The organism is Cereibacter sphaeroides 2.4.1, from assembly GCF_000012905.2.
Taxonomy (GTDB): Bacteria; Pseudomonadota; Alphaproteobacteria; order Rhodobacterales; family Rhodobacteraceae; genus Cereibacter_A; species Cereibacter_A sphaeroides.
In genome coordinates, this window is record NC_007494.2 from 37501 (window position 1) to 58379 (window position 20879).

The 20879-nt window shown below is 64.8% G+C and carries 18 protein-coding genes, 1 tRNA gene, 2 rRNA genes and 4 pseudogenes (1 of these 25 running past the window's edge); 9 read left to right on the forward strand and 16 right to left on the reverse strand.

What is annotated here, in order from left to right; all coding sequences use genetic code 11:
- From RSP_RS15665 to RSP_RS15685, 5 genes are all read left to right on the forward strand, one after another.
- Positions 1-1186 (forward strand): 23S ribosomal RNA (locus tag RSP_RS15665) (it extends 1697 nt beyond the left edge of the window).
- Positions 1187-1285: 99 nt separating this feature from the next.
- Positions 1286-1400 (forward strand): 5S ribosomal RNA (gene rrf / locus RSP_RS15670).
- 45 nt (positions 1401-1445) lie between these two features.
- A tRNA-Met gene (locus RSP_RS15675) sits at positions 1446-1522 on the forward strand.
- 935 nt (positions 1523-2457) lie between these two features.
- Entirely contained in the window at positions 2458-3066 is a 609-nt protein-coding gene (locus RSP_RS15680; RefSeq protein ID WP_011338964.1) for a protein kinase, read from the forward strand.
- Positions 3067-3896: 830 nt separating this feature from the next.
- Complete coding sequence (locus RSP_RS15685) at positions 3897-4565, forward strand: vWA domain-containing protein (protein WP_011338966.1); 669 nt, start codon at positions 3897-3899, stop codon at positions 4563-4565.
- Positions 4566-4712: 147 nt separating this feature from the next.
- On the opposite strand, the pseudogene RSP_RS15690 reads toward RSP_RS15685, so the two are convergent.
- Positions 4713-5285: pseudogene (locus tag RSP_RS15690) on the reverse strand (IS481-like element ISRhsp3 family transposase); the annotation flags it as partial.
- Between the two features lie 43 nt (positions 5286-5328).
- Here RSP_RS15690 and RSP_RS15695 point away from each other — a divergent pair.
- Entirely contained in the window at positions 5329-5664 is a 336-nt protein-coding gene (locus RSP_RS15695) for a protein phosphatase 2C domain-containing protein (protein WP_080588228.1), read from the forward strand.
- 198 nt (positions 5665-5862) lie between these two features.
- Here RSP_RS15695 and RSP_RS22815 read toward each other — a convergent pair whose 3' ends face one another.
- From RSP_RS22815 to tnpA, 4 genes and pseudogenes are all read right to left on the reverse strand, one after another.
- On the reverse strand, positions 5863-5964 hold the full coding sequence (locus tag RSP_RS22815) for a transposase domain-containing protein (RefSeq protein ID WP_017140308.1): 102 nt from the start codon (positions 5962-5964) through the stop codon (positions 5863-5865).
- Positions 5965-6038: 74 nt separating this feature from the next.
- Positions 6039-7006: pseudogene (gene tnpC, locus RSP_RS15700) on the reverse strand (IS66 family transposase); the annotation flags it as partial.
- Between the two features lie 114 nt (positions 7007-7120).
- Positions 7121-7423, reverse strand: a pseudogene (gene tnpB, locus RSP_RS15705) (IS66 family insertion sequence element accessory protein TnpB); the annotation flags it as partial.
- Entirely contained in the window at positions 7420-7851 is a 432-nt protein-coding gene (gene tnpA / locus RSP_RS15710; protein WP_020477358.1) for an IS66-like element accessory protein TnpA, read from the reverse strand. The gene tnpA and the pseudogene tnpB, both read right to left, overlap by 4 nt.
- Positions 7852-7922: 71 nt before the next feature.
- On the opposite strand from tnpA, the pseudogene RSP_RS22455 reads away from it, so the two are divergent.
- A pseudogene (locus tag RSP_RS22455) lies at positions 7923-8488 on the forward strand (phage tail tube protein); the annotation flags it as partial.
- Between the two features lie 307 nt (positions 8489-8795).
- On the opposite strand, the gene RSP_RS15715 reads toward RSP_RS22455, so the two are convergent.
- The 8 genes from RSP_RS15715 to RSP_RS15750 form a co-directional block, all read right to left on the reverse strand.
- The gene (locus RSP_RS15715) at positions 8796-9548 is read right to left on the reverse strand and encodes an HpcH/HpaI aldolase family protein (protein WP_011338969.1); all 753 of its coding nucleotides are present in this window, start codon (positions 9546-9548) and stop codon (positions 8796-8798) included.
- The gene (locus tag RSP_RS15720; protein WP_011338970.1) at positions 9548-10468 is read right to left on the reverse strand and encodes a BKACE family enzyme; all 921 of its coding nucleotides are present in this window, start codon (positions 10466-10468) and stop codon (positions 9548-9550) included. Before RSP_RS15720 ends, RSP_RS15715 begins: the two co-directional genes overlap by 1 nt.
- 57 nt (positions 10469-10525) lie before the next feature.
- On the reverse strand, positions 10526-11389 hold the full coding sequence (locus RSP_RS15725; protein WP_011338971.1) for a transporter: 864 nt from the start codon (positions 11387-11389) through the stop codon (positions 10526-10528).
- Between the two features lie 36 nt (positions 11390-11425).
- Positions 11426-11944 carry a flavin reductase family protein gene (locus RSP_RS15730; protein WP_002723432.1) on the reverse strand — a complete coding sequence of 173 codons (519 nt, stop codon included), beginning with the start codon at positions 11942-11944 and terminating at the stop codon, positions 11426-11428.
- 73 nt (positions 11945-12017) lie between these two features.
- Positions 12018-13190, reverse strand: coding sequence for a p-hydroxyphenylacetate 3-hydroxylase oxygenase component (locus RSP_RS15735; RefSeq protein WP_011338972.1), 1173 nt, complete (start codon positions 13188-13190; stop codon positions 12018-12020).
- A 23-nt stretch (positions 13191-13213) separates the two neighbouring features.
- Positions 13214-13888, reverse strand: coding sequence for an alpha/beta fold hydrolase (locus tag RSP_RS15740; protein ID WP_011338973.1), 675 nt, complete (start codon positions 13886-13888; stop codon positions 13214-13216).
- The gene (locus RSP_RS15745; RefSeq protein ID WP_002723438.1) at positions 13885-14355 is read right to left on the reverse strand and encodes a nuclear transport factor 2 family protein; all 471 of its coding nucleotides are present in this window, start codon (positions 14353-14355) and stop codon (positions 13885-13887) included. The genes RSP_RS15740 and RSP_RS15745 overlap by 4 nt, the downstream gene beginning before the upstream one ends.
- Complete coding sequence (locus RSP_RS15750) at positions 14352-15266, reverse strand: VOC family protein (protein WP_011338974.1); 915 nt, start codon at positions 15264-15266, stop codon at positions 14352-14354. Before RSP_RS15750 ends, RSP_RS15745 begins: the two co-directional genes overlap by 4 nt.
- 441 nt (positions 15267-15707) lie before the next feature.
- On the opposite strand from RSP_RS15750, the gene RSP_RS15755 reads away from it, so the two are divergent.
- Positions 15708-16451 carry a TetR/AcrR family transcriptional regulator gene (locus RSP_RS15755; RefSeq protein ID WP_017140311.1) on the forward strand — a complete coding sequence of 248 codons (744 nt, stop codon included), beginning with the start codon at positions 15708-15710 and terminating at the stop codon, positions 16449-16451.
- Between the two features lies 1 nt (position 16452).
- On the opposite strand, the gene RSP_RS15760 is transcribed toward RSP_RS15755, so the two are convergent.
- A complete protein-coding gene (locus RSP_RS15760) occupies positions 16453-17358 on the reverse strand; it encodes a cupin domain-containing protein (RefSeq protein WP_011338976.1) in 906 nt (301 codons plus the stop codon).
- 151 nt (positions 17359-17509) lie between these two features.
- On the opposite strand from RSP_RS15760, the gene RSP_RS15765 reads away from it, so the two are divergent.
- On the forward strand, positions 17510-18109 hold the full coding sequence (locus RSP_RS15765) for an NAD(P)H-dependent oxidoreductase (protein ID WP_011338977.1): 600 nt from the start codon (positions 17510-17512) through the stop codon (positions 18107-18109).
- Here the strand turns inward: RSP_RS15765 and RSP_RS15770 are convergent.
- Both RSP_RS15770 and RSP_RS15775 read right to left on the reverse strand, forming a co-directional pair.
- Positions 18082-18861: a DNA-binding transcriptional regulator gene (locus RSP_RS15770; RefSeq protein WP_017140312.1), complete on the reverse strand. Its 780-nt coding sequence runs from the start codon at positions 18859-18861 to the stop codon at positions 18082-18084. The genes RSP_RS15765 and RSP_RS15770 overlap by 28 nt on opposite strands.
- 642 nt (positions 18862-19503) lie before the next feature.
- A complete protein-coding gene (locus RSP_RS15775) occupies positions 19504-20874 on the reverse strand; it encodes an aminotransferase-like domain-containing protein (RefSeq protein WP_011338979.1) in 1371 nt (456 codons plus the stop codon).
- Positions 20875-20879: the final 5 nt, after the last annotated feature.

Consider the following 20879-nt stretch of genomic DNA (forward strand, 5'->3'; position numbering starts at 1 on the left):
CAAAATGCCTCCGTAAGTTCGCGAGAAGGAGGCCCCGTCTGTAGGCAACTATGGGCGGGGGGCACAAACCAGGGGGTGGCGACTGTTTACTTAAAACACAGGGCTGTGCGAAGCCGCAAGGCGACGTATACAGTCTGACGCCTGCCCGGTGCTGGAAGGTTAAAAGGAGGAGTGCAAGCTCCGAATTGAAGCCCCAGTAAACGGCGGCCGTAACTATAACGGTCCTAAGGTAGCGAAATTCCTTGTCGGGTAAGTTCCGACCTGCACGAATGGCGTAACGATCTCCCCGCTGTCTCTGATGTGGACTCAGCGAAATTGAACTGTGTGTCAAGATGCACACTTCCCGCGGTTAGACGGAAAGACCCCATGAACCTTTACTATAGCTTCGCACTGGCATCAGGATTGTGATGTGCAGGATAGGTGGTAGGCATCGAAGCGGGGACGCCAGTTCCCGTGGAGCCAACCTTGAGATACCACCCTTCGCCATCTTGATGTCTAACCGCGGCCCGTTATCCGGGTCCGGGACCCTGCGTGGTGGGTAGTTTGACTGGGGCGGTCGCCTCCCAAACAGTAACGGAGGCGCGCGATGGTGGGCTCAGACCGGTCGGAAATCGGTCGTCGAGTGCAATGGCAGAAGCCCGCCTGACTGCAAGACTGACAAGTCGAGCAGAGACGAAAGTCGGCCATAGTGATCCGGTGGTCCCGAGTGGAAGGGCCATCGCTCAACGGTAAAAGGTACTCTGGGGATAACAGGCTGATGATGCCCAAGAGTCCATATCGACGGCATCGTTTGGCACCTCGATGTCGGCTCATCTCATCCTGGGGCTGGAGCAGGTCCCAAGGGTATGGCTGTTCGCCATTTAAAGAGGTACGTGAGCTGGGTTTAGAACGTCGTGAGACAGTTCGGTCCCTATCTGCCGTGGGTGTAGGAGACTTGAGAAGAGTTGCCCCTAGTACGAGAGGACCGGGGTGAACGATCCACTGGTGGACCAGTTGTCGTGCCAACGGCAGTGCTGGGTAGCTATGATCGGACAGGATAACCGCTGAAGGCATCTAAGCGGGAAGCCCCCTTCAAAACAAGGTCTCCCTTGAGGGCCGTGGAAGACCACCACGTCGATAGGCCAGAGGTGTAAGCGCAGCAATGCGTTCAGCTGACTGGTACTAATTGCCCGATAGGCTTGATCTGACCCGGTAACAGCAAGGCTCAAAAGCCAACGCTCTACCCCAGATCAGAAGCAATAGACCCGGAACAAGCAAAAGCCTGATGTTGTCGTTTCTTCTCCGGTCTGGTGGCCATAGCACGAGCAAAACACCCGATCCCATCCCGAACTCGGCAGTTAAGTGCCGTCGCGCCAATGGTACTGCGTCTCAAGACGTGGGAGAGTAGGTCGCCGCCAGACCTGAAAAGAAACGAACATCCCTCCAAACGATACAAAACACCCGGACGCGGGGTGGAGCAGCCCGGTAGCTCGTCAGGCTCATAACCTGAAGGCCGCAGGTTCAAATCCTGCCCCCGCAACCAAATTAACGCGCGTCATCAAGCGCTTGAGCGCCGCCCTCGGGGCGGCGTTTGCGTTTCCAACACCCGTGGAAGCACTGTGGAAGCAAGAGAGGTCGAAGTCCTTCGCGGCAAAGCGAAATCCGCTCCGACCCGAATGGGTTTGGCCTCTGCTGAGACATACCAACCGTCTCACCGTTGATGTTCAAACGACAGCGGACCTGGTCAACCGACCTGTCCGATGTCGGTTTTAGTGTTTGGTGAAGGGACCGCCGAAAGCTTCTTGGCGATCCGTGGAAGGACAAGCGTTGTGAGGCGTTGCTTGCCGCTCGTGGACAGTGCTAGGCTGCGCTGCGGCCATCGATGTTGCCCAAAAGATCAAAAATCAGGACTGATTAATGCAGAAGCAATGCGCGATAATAGACACATGCGTTCTTCTCTCTGATCCAGCAGTTCTTGTTCGTGCAGCCAACTTAGGCTTTCCGATACTCACAAAAACAGTCTTGGACAAAGTAGATTATAACGAAGAGAATGCCAACGTCGATACTGCGAAGAATGCCAGCCAGATCTTCCGCAAGATAAAGCACCAAACCCCAGAAAAGCAGGGCTCCTTGCCGTGCGGAAAAGTCCTCTTGGACGGAGATGCGTTCTATAAGTACGAGTTTGATGGTGCGCCCATCTTTGTAATAAGCTGAAATCAATACCGCACAAAGCGTTCCGACTTCAATGACATCAATGCTTTCAACGATGCTACAATACGAGAGGTGGCGAAAGACTACGACCTGATCCTTGTCACAGAAGATGGCGGGAACAAAACTCTAGCCGATCTTGATGGAATTCGTGCGACTGTGTGGACGTCGCCGACAAGAAGACAGGGCACGGGTCGCGTGCTGCCAGCCCCATCAAGACCACCAGTCCTGCCCTTCAAGCGAGCCACATCAGTTGTGCAGGAGGCAGGCATGGCTCTGCCCCAAGTGACGCCTCCAGGTGAGGGCGACACTGTCAAACTGGGTTTGTCGGGTCCGTCAATCAGACTCGGAAAGCAACTCGGCGCAGGTGGTGAGGGGCAGGTCTATGAGCTGGTCGGGGACGGTCGGGTCGCTAAGATTTACCACGCGGATCAGCTGTCGGCTAATAGGATCGCAAAGTTGCAGCTGATGGCATCTCGCGAGGTTTCGCGCCGGGGCATCTGCTGGCCAGAACAGTTGGTGTACGCGTCCAAGGGCGCTGCCGTGGGCTACGTGATGCAGCGCGCGCATGGGCACCCGCTGCAAAAGTCCTTGTTTGTCAAACCACTTCTCGCACAGCGGTTTCCTCAGTGGCAGAGGCAAAATCTGGTCAACGTCTGCATTTCGTTTCTGGAACACCTTCAGTATCTACACGCATTGAACGTCCTCGTTGGCGACATCAATCCAATGAATGTGCTGGTCGATGGTGACGGGACTAGTGTCTTCATCGTCGACGCAGACAGTTATCAAGTTGAGGGTTTTCCCTGTCCGGTCAGAACGGTGAACTTCTCACCCTCCGAACCTGCAGCACAAGAATTTCAGGTCCATACTTCGAACTGAGGACGATGAACTATTTGCAGTTGCGACAATGCTATTCATGATCGTTGTTCCAGGGAAGCCACCCTAATCACAGCAAGGCGGCGAATCTCCGGAGCAGAATATTGTCGATGCGAACTTTCCATATCCTTTAGGCGACGATCATAAGGGGAGGAATGTATCACAAGGCCCGTGGCGATACATCTGGAGCCATCTTCCGTACAAACTGAAAGAGCTGTTCCATAAGGCGTTCCGAGAAAATCAGCGAATTGCAATCTCCGAATGGATTGATGCACTTCGTGCTTACCAGAATGATCTCGGAAAAGGCTACCTGTCGAACGACATCTTTCCTGCAGGCTTTAAGGTGCCAAAAGGGCAAGGCGTTAACGTAAGCTGTGCGAGGCAGGGTTGCGGAAAGCAATTTGAGATGTACCGCGACAAGTTTGCTGAAATCACCGCAAAAGGGCAATCGCCGATATGCCCTGATTGTCTTCGCGTAATGGAGCTCGAGCGACTGGCGCGCAACTCTACCGCTGCTAACAATAGGAACGAAAAGAGGATTGCGCCATAGACCAGTTGGCACGCACCCTTTGCAACACGAAGCAAGAAGACGCCGAGCGGCCAAGCAAATCCGTCGATCTCTAGTTCATCTCAAAGATTCGGCACCGCGCAGGCCAATGTCAAAAAGCAGGCTACGACGAAGAAGCCTGGAGCGAAGTGGGCGATAATATTCTTCGCTGTGCTACTTGTTCTGGCTTGGAAGGTTGCATGGTGGATCGTACCCGCGGTCTTGGTCGCGGTGGTGATCATCGGTCTGCTGGGCGGCAAAGTTCCTTGATAGTGGAGAGAGAAGTATGAATGATGACCTAATCCTGCGTCAGGAAGCACTAGTTGAAAATCCAACAGCGCGTCTTCCAGTGTGTCTTGTACTCGATACGAGCGCTTCGATGACCGGCGCGCCGATCACGGAACTTCAGGAGGGCGTTAGCACCTTCTTTGCGCAACTGTTGGCCGATGATGTGGCCGAGTACTCCGCAGAAGTAGCTGTTGTCACATTTGGCGGCAATGTCGACATGGCTGTCGACTTCGCTGCGGTCACAAGGCAGACAGTCCCGTCTTTGACAGCTGGTGGAATGACCCCCATGGGCGAAGCGGTGGAGACGGCGCTTGAACTCCTGCATACTCGCAAGGAGGAGTACAAGCGTGCCGGGGTGGACTACTACCAGCCTTGGCTCGTGATTATGACCGACGGTGCGCCAACGGACAATATTTCCAAGGCTAGTCGTTTGGTCGATGATCTTGTGCGGGAGAAGAAACTAGCAGTGTTCGCCATCGGCATCGGCAAAGATGCCGATATGAACGAACTTGCAAAGCTGTCTGGCGGTCGGCCCCCATTGAAGCTGAAGGGCTTGGAATTCGGTCAATTCTTCCTGTGGCTCAGTGCTTCAGTCGGACGGGTTTCGCAATCTGTGCCAGGCAATAAAGTTGACCTCGATCCGGTGGCCGCATGGGCCAGCGTGTGAGCAGGAAACTCGCTTTTGCGGCTGTCGCGGGGCGGAACAAAGAGGATCGGCGCGGTGCTTGCCAAGATGCCGTGTTCGGAAAGAGCCTTGGCGGAATCGCATGCGTAGCCCTGGCGGATGGAGCCGGGGTCACGCCGGTTATCCGGTACCGATCCCCTTGAGCGCGCCGACGAAGAAGGTATCGGCGGAGAGGAGTTCGCCGGGGGCGCTTGATTCCACATGCCTTTCCCGAAAGCACGGGTTCAGCTTCTCGATGAAGGCGGCCTGCTCCGCGGTCAACTCGATCCTCTTTTCAGCGTTGGCCTGCTCCAGCGCCAGCCAGCGGTCGGACTTCGTGCCCAGACCGTTCTCGTTCAGGATCTTCTGGATGGTGATCGACGAGACCCGGATGCCCTCCAGCGCCAGCATCGCTTCGAACCGGTTGCAGCCATAGGCCGGATGGGCGAGCGCCAGAGTCTTGATCCGCGCCACCGTCTCCGGGGGCGTCGATTGCGGGTGGCTCTTGTGGATCGGCGGCAGGTCCTTGAGCCCCTCGAAGCCTTGAGTCTGAAACCGCCGCTTCCACTCGTAGAAGCTGGTCCGGTCCAACCCCCGCTGCCGACAGGCCTCCGCGACGTTGCCGAGTTCCTTCGCCAACTCCAGCACGCTCAAGCGGTGCTGAGCCAGCTTCGTGTCCGGGTCGCGCTTCCGCGCCTTCGGAGCCTTCGTCGACTGGTCCATGAACCGATCCTCCTTCCCAAGATTAGCACGGAAAGAAGGTTAAGTGGACAAGTTTGCCAACGAAACCTACTTCCTCACTGCACGCGACGCGGTCGAACGCTTCCGCCTGTCGGCGATGAAGCTCCAGACACCTGTCTCAATTCTGCTGGCGAGCGATGGCGCGGCGGTCAGCCTCCTGAAGCGATCAGACAATGCCGTCGCTCCTGCCGTGACCCGCCTCTGCGAATGGACCGCTGCTCGACCTAGAAAAGAAATGAACGCTGCTCTCAAGTCCAATCTCGAAGGAATGTTCAGGCGTATTTCACCCTGCCGGAAGTCCTCGTCCGCTGGTCGATGCCCGAGGTCGATCTGGTCTATCTGGCGGAGCACGATCAGCTGAGGTTGTCGGTTCGCATCCTCAACCTACCCATTGAGTGTAAGCGGCGTCTCCGCCCCATTGTGGTTTCGCTTGCACTCTCGCCGGCGGCGCCGGCGTCCGGCGTCCGCTAGCTGTCTGAGCTCATTCGAGCTCACAGGGTACTCACGGATGAGGTCATTTCACCTATTGTGATGCGGCCTGGGGTTGGACCGTCGGGATTTAGGCCCAGGGCATCAGCGCGTCGATGTCCTTGTCGAGGTGGCCGTTGGCGAGCCGGGTGAAGAGACGAACGAGGTAGCCAGGGGACTCGACCCCGTTCATCTTGCAGGTGCCGATCAGGCTGGCGAAGCGTGCCCAGGACCTTCCGCCCTCGTCGTGACCCGCGAAGAGTGCGTTGCGGCGGTCTCGCCGCTGCGGCCGGGGCGGTAGTGGAAGACCACTCCGGGCGACAGGGGGCCGCCCCATCCCCGATCGTCGCGGAGCATCGCCCAAAGATAGCCGGTCCTGGTCCTGCCGCGGCCGGGATCCAGCACCGGCGCTGTTGTCTCGTCCATGTAGAGCCGCGTGCTGCCCGCCTTCAGCAGCACCGCCATCCGATCGACCACCGGCGCGATCAGCGCACCGGTGCGCCCCATCCAGTCGGCCAGCACCGAGCGGTCGATCGGCACGCCGAGCCGCGCCATGACCACGGCCTGCCGGTTAGCGGCATGTGCTCCGAGTGCTTGGCCAGCGCGATGTGGGCGAGCAGCGCCTCGGTCGGCCAGCTCCCCTCCAGCAGGTGCGCCGAAGCCCTGGCCTGCACTGCCCCTGTCCGCCCCTTCGGGCAGGCGCACTTCGGTCGGATCGTGACGATCACCTGGTACCGGGCCGGAATGATGTCGAGCCGCTCGGTCCGGTCTTCGCCGATCCGGACCATGTCCCCGCAGCCGCACGGGCAGGCGATGCGCTCGGGCTCGATCACCCGTTCGACCCGCGGCAGGTGGTCCGGCAGGGAACGGGCCTTGCGGGGCTTCTTCTCCGCATCGGGAGCGCTGGCCGCTATCCTCTCCTCGACCGCGGCGATGCGCGCCTCGGTCTCGGCGATGGCGGTTTCCAGATCCTCGAAGGCCAGTTCCAGTTGGGCCGGATCGAGCTTCTCGGATTTCGGCCCGAACTTCGCCTGCCGGTACTGCGCGACCTGGCCTTCCAGCTTCCCGATCAGCTCCTTGAGCTCGGCGATGAAGGCGTCCTTCTCGGCCACCACCGCCTGCTCGTGCAGCCGCGCAGCGCGCTCGACGGACAACTCGAACTCTGCGGCTTCGAACGCCTTCACCACCTCGGGCGGAAGGTCGGGAAACTGGCTGAGATCGAGGAGTTGCGACATGCGCCTTCCTACCCGATCCGGGCTGTGGGGCCAACAAAACAAGGTCGGAAACGGCCGCCTGAGTCGCCCAGCCGCAGCCGGCGGAGCCACCCGCTGCGCCACCACCCGACGCCACTCCAGCCCGTCGAACAGCGCCTCGTACTGCGCCCGGGACCGCCGCATGACCCCGTCCTGAACCTTCGGCCAGGCGAAGTTCCCCTGCTCGAGCCGCTTGTGGATCAGCACCAGGCCACTGCCATCCCAGACCAGAATCTTCAGCCTGTCGCCCCGCTTCGAGCGGAAAATCACCGTCACGCCCGAATGCGGATCGAGCTTCAGCTGGTCCTGCACGATCAGCGCCAGAGCTTGGTGACCGCAGCGGAAGTCGACGGGCCGGGTCGCCACCACGATCGGCAACCGCTGGCCAGCGACGATCATGGTGTCTCCTGCAGCGCCCGCACCAGCGCGGCCGCCCGTTCGGCCGGGACATCGCCCGGAACACGCAGGACCACAGTGCCGATCTCGATGGTGACCGTCCCAGAAGAGCTGCTAGCTTCGGGCGCCGCCACCGGATCCGGCTCTACCGCCACAGGGACAAACGCGATCTCAAGGCCCTCCACGGCATCGTCGGGCAGAGCGAGCAGCCCCTTCCGGTCTTGCCGTCGCCAAGCCGAAAGCTGATGGGCAAGCACTCCGTGGCGCCGCGCGACATCCGTCACGCGGACGCCAGTCCGGAAGCTTTCCGCCATGATCCTTGCCTTCACCTCGTCCGGCCAATGCCGATAGCCCCGTGTGCGCCGGACAACATCGATCCGGCCGTCGAACCCGTCGCCATCATCCGGCATCGTCATCTCCTTCTGAACCATCAAAACGAAACTCGTCTCCCTGTCAGCGCCTGTGAACCGGCGAAATCAATGGGACGGAAACGGCGCATACGATGTACACCGGCTGCGTCTGCGACCAGCTTTCCTGGCAGATGGCCCGGTCGGGGCTGCTGACCGCCACCGCGCGGCTAGTGGCGCAGGGCGAGAGCGTCGCAGCCGCCACGGCCGCAGGCACGCCCACCTCGCTGGCGCTGCAGCGGTTCGGGCATTTCAACGGGGCGATCACGCGGAACGGCACGCCGCTCGGCAATGTCATTTCGGCCGAGGTGACCTATTCCAATGGCCTCGACCGGATCGAGACCATCCGCTCGGACGGGCGCATCGAGGGAGCGGATCCCGGCATGGCCGCGCTTACCGGCCGGGTGGAGGTGCGCTTTGCCGACACCGCGCTGATCACGCAGGCCATTGATGGCACGCCCTGCGAGCTGGTCTTCGCCTGGACCTCGGCGCCAACGCCAGCTTCACCTTCACCGCGCATGCCGTCTACCTGCCGCGCCCTCGGATCGAGATCCCGGGCCCGCAGGGCATCCAGGCCACCTTCGATTGGCAGGCGGCCAAGGCCACCAGCCCCGCCCGGATGTGCACCGCCGTTCTCGTCAACACCGTCGCAACCTATTGAGAAAGCCTGCCATGCTGACCCTCGACCTGACCAACGCGCCGCAGTGGTGCGATCTCAGTCGCGAGATCTTGCGCCCCGTGCTCGGGTCCTTCGAATAGCGCAGCCGGTTCCAGATCCGCCGCCCGATGCAGAGTTCGTTGTTCGGGATGCCCGCCATGCTCTGGCTTTGACGATCGATGCGTCCGGAGCCCAAGTCGCATCATCCGCCACTCGTAGCGGGTCGGACCCATGGGAGCGGATGTGTCCTATGCCATCCTTCCCGGGCAGGGCGAGCGCTGGTCGGATGCGGACGTGGGCCTGTTCAAACCTATCCCGAAAAGATGGCGCGGATACGGGCGGCCTGTTCTCGAAGGAAGCCCTGGTCCGACATGCTCAGGAAGCCGGTCGCGCCTCTGGATCGAAACTCCTCCGCCTCGCTGCGGTTGGAACTGAGGACAAGAGCAGGCATCCCGGCATCCCGTGCGCTGGCGAGGACAAGATCCACCGCGCGCTCTATCCCTCCGTCTGCGGCTGCCGGTCCCATGCTGGCGGCGAGATCCGCCCGTCCGATGAAGATCGCGTCCAGTCCGTCGGTGGCGAGGATCGCATCGAGCCTGTCGAGGCACTCCCTGTCCTCCATCATCGCGATGACGGCACAGCGTCGATCCTGCCGTCTCATGTGTTGCGCGACATCCGTCGCGCCGAACGCGCCGGCACGGGTCGCGGGCGACAGGCCGCGCGCTCCGCTGTATCGCGCGAGGGCGACGGCCTCGCGGGCGGCCTCGGGCGATGCCACATGCGGCACGAGCACCCCATCCGCCCCGCAGTCGAGCACCCGCAGGATGTCGGCCGGTTGCCGCACGCGTACCAGCCCGGCCATCCCGTGTGCGCGACAGGCCAGCAGGATCGCATCGGTGGTTTCCGGGTTGAAGGGGGCATGTTCCTCGTCGATCACGACGAAGTCGAAGCCGAGCGTCGCGAGGATCTCGGCCGGCTGGGTCGAGGGGATCTTCAGGAAGGTGCCGAGGATCGGCTCGGGCGCCCGCAGGCGGGCACGGAAACCGGTGCGATCGCCGGGCATCAGAAAGCCACCTCGCCTGCGCCCTTGGTGCCGAGCATCCTGCGTGCCTCGTCGGGAGTGGCGATCTCATGGCCCAGCTCCTCGAGGATGCGGCGCACCTTGGCGACCATCCGGGCGTTGCTTTCCGCCAGTTGCCCTCTGGCAATGTAGAGGTTGTCTTCCAGACCCACGCGCACATGCCCGCCCAGGATCGCGCCCATCGTCACCAGCGGGAACTGCGACCGCCCCGCCCCGAGAACGGACAGCAGATGGTCGCTGCCGAACAGCCGTTGGGCCGTCGCGCGCATGTGCATCAGGTTCTCCGGATCCGTCCCCTGCGCGCCGGTCACGCCGAAGATCGCCTGCACGAAGAAGGGCGGCTTCACCAGCCCGCGATCCGCGAAATGCGCGAGATTATACAGATGGCCGGTGTCGTAGCACTCGAACTCGAAGCGCGTGCCCTGTGCCGAGAGCCGTGTCAGCACCGTTTCGATCTGAGAAAAGGTGTTCGACATGATGAGGTCACGGGTGCCGCGCAGATAGTCGACCTCCCACGGCTGCGGATCGTGGCACCCTTTCTCTGCCGCGGAGATGTTGAAGTTGAAGGACCCCATGTTGAGCGAAGCGAGTTCCGGAGCGTATTTCAGCGCAGGAGCGATGCGGGCGTCCATCGACATGCCGAGCCCGCCGCCCGTGGTGATGTTCACGATGGCATCTGTCGCGGTGCGGAGGCGCGACAGGAACGCGGCATAGTGGGCGGGCTCCTGACTGGGCGCGCCGGTGTCCGGCACGCGGGCGTGCAGGTGCAGGATGGCAGCCCCCGCCTCGGCAGCGCCGATCGCGCTCTCGGCGATCTGCTCGGCGGTCACCGGAAGGTGGGGCGACATGGAGGGCGTGTGGATCGAGCCCGTGACGGCGCAGGAAATGATGGTCTTCTTCATGAAGGCACGGCCTTGTTGAAAGGGCCTGGCCCGGAGCAGTGCCGGGCCAGGCGTATGTCAGAACACCTTGACGATCCGGATCTGGGCCACGCTGTCGTAGTCGAAGCCGCCCTCGACCTTCAGGTCGCGGCCATACATGCCCTGCACCTGCACCGTGGGGGTGACGAAGTGGCTGCCGTAGATCCGGAGCTGGTCGCGGTGAGTCTTGAGACCGGTCTCGGTGCCGCCGATGCTCTGCGCGCCGCCGCGCTGGCCGGAATAGCCCACCGCGAGCGAGGTGGTGGACCCCCACTGCTTGCGCAGCATGGCCTGAAGCTGCCAGGACGGAGTGCGCTCATGGTTCATGCCATCCTCGTCGTGATCGCGCTGGAGGGCGACGTCCAGCGCGCCGTCGAAGTAGAAACCGTGGCCGAGGCCCTGGATCAGCCCGATCTGGGGGGTGATCGTCCAGGTGCCCTCGCCAAGACCCATGCGGGCCGGATCGTAGTCGCCCGTCGGCAGCGTCGCGAAGAGCGACAGGCCCAGCGTGGTGCCGGTCTCGGGGCTGTCCGGCTGCACGGGCCAGACGGTCAGGCCGAGCGTCAGATCGCCCAGCCCGTCGCTGGTGCGCTGCCCGACGCCGCCTATGTCGGCGTCGAGGCCGGCGAAGGGCGCGACCACATGGAACACGGCCGGGGTCTCGCCCATGTCGAAGTAGCTCAGCGTGCGCAGGATGCCGATGTTGGCCTCGAAGGAGGAACCCGGCACCTCTGCTCCGTCCAGCCGCAGCGTGTCGGAGCTCAGGTGCTGCCAGTAGACCATGCCCAGCGTGGTGCCGCCGGGCAGGATCGTGTAATCCGCCGGGCCGACATCGATGGCCCGGGCCGGGGCCGCAAGGCTCAGCGCGAGTGCCGCGAGCCCAAGGATGCGCGTCGTCGTCATTCAGGTCTCCTCCCTGTTGTCGTTGACGGTGGTGGTTCAGGAGGCTGCGACCTGCGGATGCGGCCGTGCCATGGAATAGGCGCCCCGGTGAAACAGCAGCGGTGCCTGATCCGTACTGTCGAAGGCGCTGACGCGGCCGATCAGGATCCAGTGGTCGCCGCCGTCGAGGATGGTCTCGCGCAGGCATTGGATCGAGGCGCAGGTGTCCGGCAGAAGCAGGCAGCCGCCCGCGCCCTCGGTGACCTCGAGCCCGTCGAACTTGTCCGCCGTGCGACAGGCGAAGCGGTTCGACAGGGCGATCTGGTCATGGGCGAGGATATTGACGGCGAAGTGGCTCGCGGCCTCGAAGACCGGGTAGCTGGACGAGGCCTTCAGGAGGCTCCAGAGGATCAGCGGCGGCTCCAGCGACAGCGAGGTGAAGCTGTTGGCGGTGACCCCCACGCGGCGGCCGTCTGCCTGGGCGGTGATGACGGTGACGCCGGTGGCGAAACAGCCCATGGCGGCGCGGAAGGCACGCGGATCGAACCCCTTGGCGGCGGGGAAGGTATCGGTCATCGGGACCTCTGCGGTTTGGTTGAGGCAAGGGGAGAGCGGCCCGGCCCGGGGGCGGGGCCGGGCGGCGGGTGTTTCAGAACAGGGAGGGATCCCGCTCCAGCCCCATCAGCGCCCGCCCGAGGATCTGGGCGCAGATGTCGTAGTCGGTGTAGGCGTGGGCGGCAGTCATGTGCGCGTCGCGGAACAGGCGCTGCCCTTCGGCATCGTCGAACCAGGACGATCCGCCGGACGCTTCGAACAGCCGGTCCACCGCAGCGACGAACATCTTCACCGCATAGGCCTGATTGGTCCGCCAGAAGGCCATCCTGGTCTCGTCCGGAAAGACGCGGCGCTCGGCGTGGTCGCGCATGTCCTCCCAGGTCTTCTCGAGGAAGGCCCGGCCCGCGGCCACCTGATGCGTGCTTTCCGCCAGACGCATGCAGGCGGGAATGGACTGACTCACCTTGGCGCCGGTGTAGGCGCGGACGCGGTTCCGTGTCCGCTCGGTGTAAAGCTGGATCATCCGCTCCGCGATGCCCAGAGACACGGCGGAGAAGCAGCTGGCGAAGACGTAGATGAAGGGCACATGATAGGTGGTGCTTCCGGGATAGAGGCCGCCGCCCGCCGAGGTCAGAGTCATCAGCGCCGGCACGGTCTCGATCCGGTGCTCGGGCACGAAGGCGTCCCTGACCACGAGGGTCTTCGAGCCGGTGCCCCGCATCCCGGCGGTGAACCAGGTGTCCTTGATCTCATAGTCGCTGCGGGGAAGGATGGCGAAGCTGTAGACCTTGCCGCCTTCGGGCGTGTCGCGCAGGAAGCCAAGGATCGCCCATTGCGCGTGATCGCAGCCCGACGACCAGCCGAACTCGCCCGAGAAGCGGACGCCGCCCTCGACGTCCTGGGCTTTTCCGTAAGGGGCGATCGAAGAGGAGCAGACCGTGTCGGGATCGTCCTGCCAGATCTCGTCCTGCAATTGCTTCGAATAGAGCGCGATCTGGTGCGCGTGCTCGGCCAGGAGCGAGAAGGCCCAGGCGGTGGACCCGCAGGCGGTGGCGATCAGCGCGATGCAATTCTCGAAGTCCGGCAACGGCATCTCGAGCCCGCCATAGGCCTTCGGCTGGAAGGCGCGGTGCAGGCCGGTGCTCTTGAGCAGGTCGATGTTCTCCTTCGGCACCTCGCGCATCTCCTCCGCTCTGGAGGCATTCGCCGCAATCCGGGGAAGGATCGCGCGGACGCGCTCGATCATCGGGGTGGTATCGTCGAACATGGGGTTTCTCCTCCCTGGAGGCGTCACTTGGACAGGAATTCGACGGCCGCCTCGCGGAAGCGGGCATCGGATGTGAGGGCCACATGGCCCGGGCCCTCGATCAGGCGGTGGCTCGCGTGGGGCATCGCCCGGCAGAGGCGCGTATCGGGCTGCGCCACGGCATCGTCGCGGCTGTTGAAGATCAGGATCGGCGCCTGCGCGGTGGCGAGCCGGTCTTCGGTCAGCACCGGGTTGGCGGGACGTTCCAGAATGGCGGCGAGACAGGCCGGATCGCTCGCGCTTTTTTCCGCATAGGCCAGCAGGGCCGCGACCTGCGGCGGAGGGGTCGTCGCCTCGCCCCGCAGTGCCGCGACAAGGGCGGGGCCGGCGGCTTCCGGGGCAAAGAGGTTGTCGCCGATGCCGCCCAGCACCAGACGCCCGTTGCGTCCGGGGCTGCGCGCCTCCAGCTCCAGCAGCAGCTTGGTGCCGAGCGAGAAGCCGATGGCGCCATGCAGCCCCGCGGGCAGCTTCGCCGCAAGGTCCCCGGCGAGGTCGGCATAGTCGGCAGGGTCATGCGAGCCGCCCTCGGGCCCGTGGCCCGCGATCGTCACCCCGACCGGATCGAAGCCCGCCGCGCGCAGAGCATCGCTCCAGCCATCGGCCTCCCAGGTGGCCGCGAACGACCCGCCCCAGCCGTGGATCAGCGCCACCCGTTTCATGCCGGAACGCCCCGGGCGGCCTCTGCGGCCGCCTTCAGATCGGGCGTGTCTGCCCCGGCAAAGATCAGGGCGCCGCGCACGTCGCGGAATCGCCAGCCGTCGGGCGTCTCGACGCAGTCGAAGGTGAAATCCGCAAGCGAGGACGGGGCCTCCAGCGGCAGGGGGCTTGCGCCCGAGCCGGAGAAGACGGTGATCGTCGCGGCGACCCGCATCCCGTCGCCGGGCAGCCTCCGCAGGTTGGTGCAGAGGTGCCGGGTGCGCCGCTGGCGCTCGGCCGACAGGGCGCGGCGGGCGGCGAAGTAGCGGGTCAGCTCTTCCGTCCCCTCGGCACGGAAGCTCTCGATCGCCAGGGCTCCATCGGCGGTGAAGAGCGTGGCGCCGGCGGTGTCGAGGGTCTCGTCCACCACCGCCCAGAAGCGCAGGACGAGATCCTGCACCTCGGGGAAGGCCTGCGACCGAAGGCTCATGACCCCACCGTCATGAAGGTCTCGGCCATCTCGTAGCCCCAGCCGTTCATCACCTCCGTCAGCTGCTCCGGCGCGATGTGGCAGTCGAGGGGCGGGGTGTCGTCGGAGAACTGCTCCATGCCCGAGGAGAACTCGTTGCGGTTGCCGAAGGGATCGAAGGCATAGGCGTAGTTGTTCGTGCCGAAGCCGGTGGACTTGCCCAGACCCCCGTTGTGACGGCCCGGCCCGAACTCCCAGCGATGACCGGTGTCCATCAGCCGGTCGGAGAGGCGGAAGTAGTGGTTGCCGTCCTCGACCGCGAAAGCCACGTGATGCAGCCGGTCCCCGGGACGCACGGCCCGCATGTAGGCGATGTCATGGTCATAGGCCGAGCCGCGCAGCCAGACGCCCGCCAGCTGGCCCCCGACCGAAATGTTGAGCGATGACTTGAAGCCGATCATCATCAGGAAGTCGCGCATCACCGACGGATCGACCGCGCCCAGCAGGTTGATGTGATCCATGTCGCAGGGCACATGGCTGCCGCGCGCGTCGAAGTCCGAGATCCCGGCGCGACGCTCCGCCCCGCCGGTGCAGAGCCGCAGCTCGTGGCCCGAGGGCAGGTGGAACTTGAGCGTCGCGCCCTCGCCGGGGCGGCTGTCGCCGTTCAGACGCTCGGAGGCGACGCCTTCCTGCTTCAGGATGCTCTCGACCCGGTCCAGATCCTCCTGATCGTCGACGCCGAAAGCGAAATTCTCGAGCGACTGCCTGCCCTTGACCAGCGTGATGTCGGCGGCCTCGCCGCGGCAGGCGAGATGGACGGTGGTGTCGTCACGCGACAGGACGGTGAGGCCGAGCACGTCCTCGTACCAGGCCAGAGCCTTGCCGAGGTCGCCGACCTGGACCGCGGCGTGGTCTATCCGGTTGATCCCCATGATGTGATCCTTTTCTACGGGCGAAATTGTCTGGGACGGCCACCGCGGAGGCGGCACGCCAAGGCAGCCGCGAGACGCGCTGCCGGGAACCGGGCACGACGAAGCCGTTCGGACCGAAGCGTCCGTCACGTCGCGTGCGAGGGTCAGGAATGGGTCAGGTCAGGGCGCGTCGGGGCGCCATGTCACCGGTCAGTCCGGTCGTGGTCTTGGTGTCACGGTAGTCCTCCCTGCGGGCTCTCCCCAGCCCTGAGCGATGGCAGCCCTCCTGCTGCCCTGTCCCGATCCTATGCGAGACTGTAATTTGAACAAATAGTCATTTTACAAATTTCGCTGCGTGGAATTGGAAACGTGGCGCGGTTGCGGTCTGGTTCCCGGATCGCAACCGCGGCATATCTGGGGTGTCCCGCTTCGGAGGACGCAAGGCAAAGGCCCGCTTCGCGCATGGGAGAGAGCACCGAGACACCTGACGAGGCCATCGCCCGCATGGGGTATCGCACGGCAGGGAACGGCAGACGCGCCGAGATCGGCGCTGCACGCCGGGCCAAGTCGCGCAACACGATCATGGCGGCCGCGTTCGACTGCTACGGTCGCGAGAACGGACGCTTCGTCCGCATCGAGGATATATGCAAGTCAGCGGGCGTGGCCCGCGGCACGTTCTACAATCACTTCGGCGATCTCGAAGCGTTGCGCTACCAGTTGCTGGAAGAGTTGACCGGGGAATTCGACCGCGCCGTGCACCACATGTTCGGTGCGCTGGAAAATGCCGCCGAGCAATCCGCGGTCGCCATTCGCTACTATCTGCATGCGGCTGAAAAGAACCGCGCCTGGGGCTGGGCCATGATCCATTCCTCCGCGCCGGGGCACACTTTCGGCGAGATGGTGTGGCACAACTCTCTGGTGACGATCCGGCGCGGCGTGGACGAAGGGCTGTTCCACATTCCCACGGCCGAGATCGGGCGCGACATCCTCATGGGGGCGGTGGCCTCGGCCATGGTGTCGGTCACCAGCGGCACCACATCCAGCGACTACCCCGAGCAGATCTCGGAGCATGTCCTGATGGCCTTCGGCATGTCGCGTTCGGCCGCGCGCGACGTCTCGCGCCGCCCGCTGCCCGCGCTGCCCGCGATCGCGCATGACACCATCGTCATCGCCTCGATGCCGGCGCTCGGCGACATATCGGACTGAGCTACTCGATGACGGTCCGCGCGACCGGGTAATCCTCTGCGTTCAGCACCCACCCGTCCTTCTGCGAGAAATCCATCCGCGGCGGCGAGAAGATGTCCACGATCTGTGTTGCCTCCGACACCCAGAGCGTGGTGTGGATCGCCGGCGGTGGCAGCACCGTGACCGAAGGGCTGGCGCAGCGGATGTGCATGTCGGGCAGCCACTCGGCCATGTCGGGCGTCCAGGGCCATCGCAGGAAATGCTCGAAGTCGCCCTCCAGCGTCAGGCTGATCTGCTCGAAGCTGGCATGATAATGCGGTGACACCTTCGATCGGTCCCGCGGTGCGGTGAAGCGCGGCAGGATGTTCACCATCATCGTCGTGCAGCGGAAGAGCCGTCCGAAGCGCCCCGGACTGTCGGGTACCTCGAGATCGTAGACGCGCAGCCGAAAGCCGCCGACCGGGTCCGGCCATGGCTGGAACGGCGGGATGACCGGATTCGCGGCGACCGACGGGTTGCTGCAGGCCGCGACCAGATCGGCAGAGCGCGTGGTGTAGACAAACGCCACCTTGCCCCTGCCGGCGATCCGCACCCGACTGTCGCCGGGCGGAAGGATGAACAGGTGATTGCCGGGATGATCCGTCACCGCACCGCGGGCGGTGGTGATCGTGAAGCGGATCTCCGGATCGGTGGAGAAGACCATGTATTCGTCGAGCTGCGCCGTCCGCGCGAAGTCCGCCGCGCCGTCCAGCTCCACCAGCCGCAGAACCACGTTCGTCGACCGCATGGTCCAGGCGCGCCAGCCCGGGCCTGCATCCTGCGGCGGCGCGTCGGCGAACTGGCCTGTCGCCGGAAGACAGAAGGGGCCGGAGAAGCTCTGCTCTGCCTTGCCTGCAAGCGTCTTGCGCGGATCACTGTCGTCGAACATGGGCGTCTCCTCCTTCGAACCTCCCCCGGAGGTCGCATGACCGCGCCGGCGCTGCACGGGAAATGCGGCTTCGTTCCGTACCGTGGAATTCCCCTTTTCGCGGCTTGTCGATCCGCCCTCGCGTGCGCCACCGTTCCGGCAGGAGGAGATCATGACCAAGACGCTCGTCATCATCGCGCACCCCGACATGGCCCGGAGCCGGGTCAACGCCGCCTGGGCCGAGGCCCTGCGCCGCGCCGGGGACATCACCCTGCGCGATCTTTCCGCCCTCTACCCGGACGGCATGATCGACGGCGCCGTCGAGCGGTCGCTCCTTGAGGCGCACGACCGGATCATCCTGCAGTTTCCCCTGACCTGGTATTCCTGTCCGCCGATCCTGTCGGCCTGGCAGATCGCCATCCTGACGCGCGGCTGGGCCTATGGACCGGGAGGCCGTGCGCTCCGGCTGAAGACCTTGGGCGTCGCCCTCTCGACCGGGTCGAACGGGCGGGACTACCAGCCCGACGGACGCTACGGGAGGACGCTCGAGGACGTGACGGTCCCGTTCGAGCTGATGGCACGTCACACCGGGATGCACTACCTGCCGCCCTTCACCCTAACCGGCGTCCGCGAATGCGATGACGCCGCGGTTGCAGCCTCCGCCCGGGCCTATCTCGATCATGTGCGCACCGCAAAGCCGCGCATCCTTGCCTCGGGCAGGGACGATGACCGTGCCCGGACCGTCTATCCGCTGGAGGCGGGCGCGCGATAGGCCGTCCCGCTCGTGCAGGCCTCCGCCGCAGCGCGCAGGTCTGACTTCAGGGCAGAGACATCGACCTTTGCCTTGGCGAAATAGGTGATGCCCAGCGTGCCCACGAGTTTCGCGCCCATCCGCAGGGGCAGGGCGAGGGAATGGGTCTCCGGCTGAATGTTGCCCGTGCGCTCGCCGAAGCCGCTGGCCCGCGTCAGAGCCACGACGGACTGGGCCCGCTCTCCGATGGCCCTGGCCTCTTCGACCGAGCCGGCCGTCTGCTGAAGCAGGGCCACGAGATGCTGTCGCTCTTCCGTCGGGCAGAAGCCGAGATAGGCGCGGCCATGGGCATAGTCGAGCAGGGTCATGCGGCGATTGATCGTCGATTGGTAATGCGAAAGCGGGCTCATCGGTATCGTGCTGAAGCGGATCACCAGCGCATCCACGTCGAGCGTCGCCAGCGCCGTGGGCCAGAGCGTGCGCCGCGTGAGGTCCTCGGCCGCCTCGCGGGCCACATCGAAGACCTGCGGCAGACCGTGATGCCCCGCGCCGAGCGCCGCGACCTTCTCGGTCACGCAATAGCCCGCCTGCCGCCCGATCTTGCGCACATAGCCGGCGGCCACCAGCGTCTCGAGCAGGCGTACGACGGTCGGTGCGGGCAGCCCTATCTGTTCCGCGAGATACTGGACCCGCACGACAGCGGCCCGGTTCATCAGTTCGAGGATCTGCAGGGTCCGCTCGACAGAACGGACGGTCTTGGGAGCAGCGGTCATGGGGCCTTCGGTTTCGAGTATGATGGATACTGCGTCACCATTAGGCTCCGGACTCATCGATCGTCAAAGCCAGAACATGACGGTTGCGGCGGGGCGACCGAGGACTGTCCGGGCGCACATGTCGTATCGGTGGCGACGCGCCTCCAGCCCGTGAGGCGGCCGAGCACGATCTCGATCCGGCTGCGGCGGCGATTGGCCGCGATGTCCGCACTCTGCGCATGGCGGACGGCGACCACGGCCGATACAATCTCCAAGTTGCGCATCAAGATGCGCGGGTGGCACCCTCCAAGCTGGAATGCAGAGTGGCCCCGGGCGCCGCGAACTGTGCGCGCAGGCCAGCGCCTCTGCGTCAGTTGGCACAGGCCGCGGCAGACGCGGAGCGGGCCTTTCCCGCTCGGCCAGCGGTCTGTGACGTCTGCCGGAAACGCTTCGTCGACGCCTGCCGCCCGCGCCCCCATGGAGCGCTCAGAGCTCTGCAGATTGGCCAGGCCCTCTTGGCGGGCGGGCAGAGTGGCGTTGCAGAACCCGCAGGCAGGAACGATCGCCAGTTTCGTGCCGCGCTCGGCCGTCCTCGCCTCCCGGTGGCGACCGGCCCCGCAACTGCGCCGTTCGGCCGGGGTGCGGAACCCTCCGCGAGAGAGGTCAGACGACGGCCCGGGACCCGACCGCCGGCTGGGTGAGAAGACCCGAGAGCTGCGTAAGCCCTTCCTCGAGCATCCCGCGGTCCGGGGCGATGCCGAGAGAGATCCGAACGGCCTCGGCCGGGTGAGGGGAGACGGCGAAGGCCGAGGCCGGGACGATGGCGAGGCCCGCCCGCTCGGCGTGGTCGGCAAATTCGGCGGCGCGCCAGCGCTGGGGCAGGTGCAGCCAGAGGTGGTGCCCGTCAGGATCGGCGGCAAAATCGAGCCCCGAGAAGATCGACGCGGCGGAGCTCTGGCGCTGGCGGTTTTCGGCGCGGATCGCAGAGGCAAGAGCCGTCAGCGTGCCGTCCGTGATCCAGCGGGTGGCGAGGGCCGCGAAGATCGGCGGCGCCATCAGCACGCTCGACCGCAGGACCGTCGCCAGCCGGACGGCGGCCGCGGCATTGGGCGCAAGGACATAAGCGATGCGCAGCGCCGGCGTGGAGCATTTCGAGAGGGTGGCGATATGCCATGTCAGCTCCGGCGCCAGCTCCGCCAGAGCCGGAAGGCGTTCGGAGCGCAGCGGTGCGTAGGGGTCGTCCTCGATCAGCAGGACACCGTGGCGGCGGGCCACGGCGGCAACCTCCCGGCGACGGTCGGCCGGCAAGGTCGCTGTCGTCGGATTGTCGATCGACGGGATGAGATAGAGGAGCTTCGGCGCCCGCTCGCGGCAGACCGCCTCGAACGCCTCGGGGAGGATGCCCTGTTCGTCCATCGCCACCGGCGCCAGCTCGAGGTGCTGCTGCGCCGCGACCGCCTTCAGGCCGGGATAGGTCACGGCCCCGGCCGCCACGACATCGCCGCGCCCGAGCAGCAGCGCGCAGAGGGCGAAGAGTGCGGCCTGCGCGCCGCTGGTCACGACGATCCTGTCGGCCGAGGCTCCGGCCACGCGTCCGGCCAGCCAGGAGGCGGCGGCCGTGCGATCCGCGGGCGCGCCGGTGCTTTCCTGATAGTGCATGGCGAGCGTGCCGCGCGGGCTCGTCAGGATGGATGCGATGCCCTGAGGCAGGATCCGCCTCAGATCGGGCTCGGCGGGCTGCGGCGGAATGTTCATGCTGAGATCGAGAGGAGTGCCGCCGCCCTCGTCGCCGGCGGGTTCGTCGCGTACGAAGGTCCCGCGGCCGACCTGCGCCGAGACGAGCCCGCGGCGCTGCGCCTCGTTGAGGGCTCTCGTGACCGTGGTCAGGTCCACGCCCAGGGCCTCGGCAATGGCGCGCTGGGGTGGAAGCCTCTCGCCCGGCGTCACCCGTCCGGCGCGGATGTCGGCCTCGAGCGCATCGACGATGCCGAGATATTTCAGTCGCGCCGTGTCGACGAGATGCGGCCGCCACATGTGCG

Bases quoted from the DNA above. Each gene is read 5' to 3' on its own strand.
- RSP_RS15760 (WP_011338976.1), bottom strand. From the start codon at position 17,358: ATGTTCGACGACAGTGATCCGCGCAAGACGCTTGCAGGCAAGGCAGAG.
- RSP_RS15750 (WP_011338974.1), bottom strand. From the start codon at position 15,266: ATGGGGATCAACCGGATAGACCACGCCGCGGTCCAGGTCGGCGACCTC.
- RSP_RS22815 (WP_017140308.1), bottom strand. From the start codon at position 5,964: ATGAACGGGGTCGAGTCCCCTGGCTACCTCGTTCGTCTCTTCACCCGG.
- RSP_RS15770 (WP_017140312.1), bottom strand. From the start codon at position 18,861: ATGACCGCTGCTCCCAAGACCGTCCGTTCTGTCGAGCGGACCCTGCAG.
- RSP_RS15720 (WP_011338970.1), bottom strand. From the start codon at position 10,468: ATGAAGAAGACCATCATTTCCTGCGCCGTCACGGGCTCGATCCACACG.
- RSP_RS15730 (WP_002723432.1), bottom strand. From the start codon at position 11,944: ATGACCGATACCTTCCCCGCCGCCAAGGGGTTCGATCCGCGTGCCTTC.
- tnpA (WP_020477358.1), bottom strand. From the start codon at position 7,851: ATGGTTCAGAAGGAGATGACGATGCCGGATGATGGCGACGGGTTCGAC.
- RSP_RS15745 (WP_002723438.1), bottom strand. From the start codon at position 14,355: ATGAGCCTTCGGTCGCAGGCCTTCCCCGAGGTGCAGGATCTCGTCCTG.
- RSP_RS15755 (WP_017140311.1), top strand. From the start codon at position 15,708: ATGGGAGAGAGCACCGAGACACCTGACGAGGCCATCGCCCGCATGGGG.
- RSP_RS15715 (WP_011338969.1), bottom strand. From the start codon at position 9,548: ATGCCCGGCGATCGCACCGGTTTCCGTGCCCGCCTGCGGGCGCCCGAG.
- RSP_RS15725 (WP_011338971.1), bottom strand. From the start codon at position 11,389: ATGACGACGACGCGCATCCTTGGGCTCGCGGCACTCGCGCTGAGCCTT.
- RSP_RS15685 (WP_011338966.1), top strand. From the start codon at position 3,897: ATGAATGATGACCTAATCCTGCGTCAGGAAGCACTAGTTGAAAATCCA.
- RSP_RS15680 (WP_011338964.1), top strand. From the start codon at position 2,458: ATGGCTCTGCCCCAAGTGACGCCTCCAGGTGAGGGCGACACTGTCAAA.
- RSP_RS15765 (WP_011338977.1), top strand. From the start codon at position 17,510: ATGACCAAGACGCTCGTCATCATCGCGCACCCCGACATGGCCCGGAGC.
- RSP_RS15775 (WP_011338979.1), bottom strand. From the start codon at position 20,874: ATGTGGCGGCCGCATCTCGTCGACACGGCGCGACTGAAATATCTCGGC.
- RSP_RS15740 (WP_011338973.1), bottom strand. From the start codon at position 13,888: ATGAAACGGGTGGCGCTGATCCACGGCTGGGGCGGGTCGTTCGCGGCC.
- RSP_RS15735 (WP_011338972.1), bottom strand. From the start codon at position 13,190: ATGTTCGACGATACCACCCCGATGATCGAGCGCGTCCGCGCGATCCTT.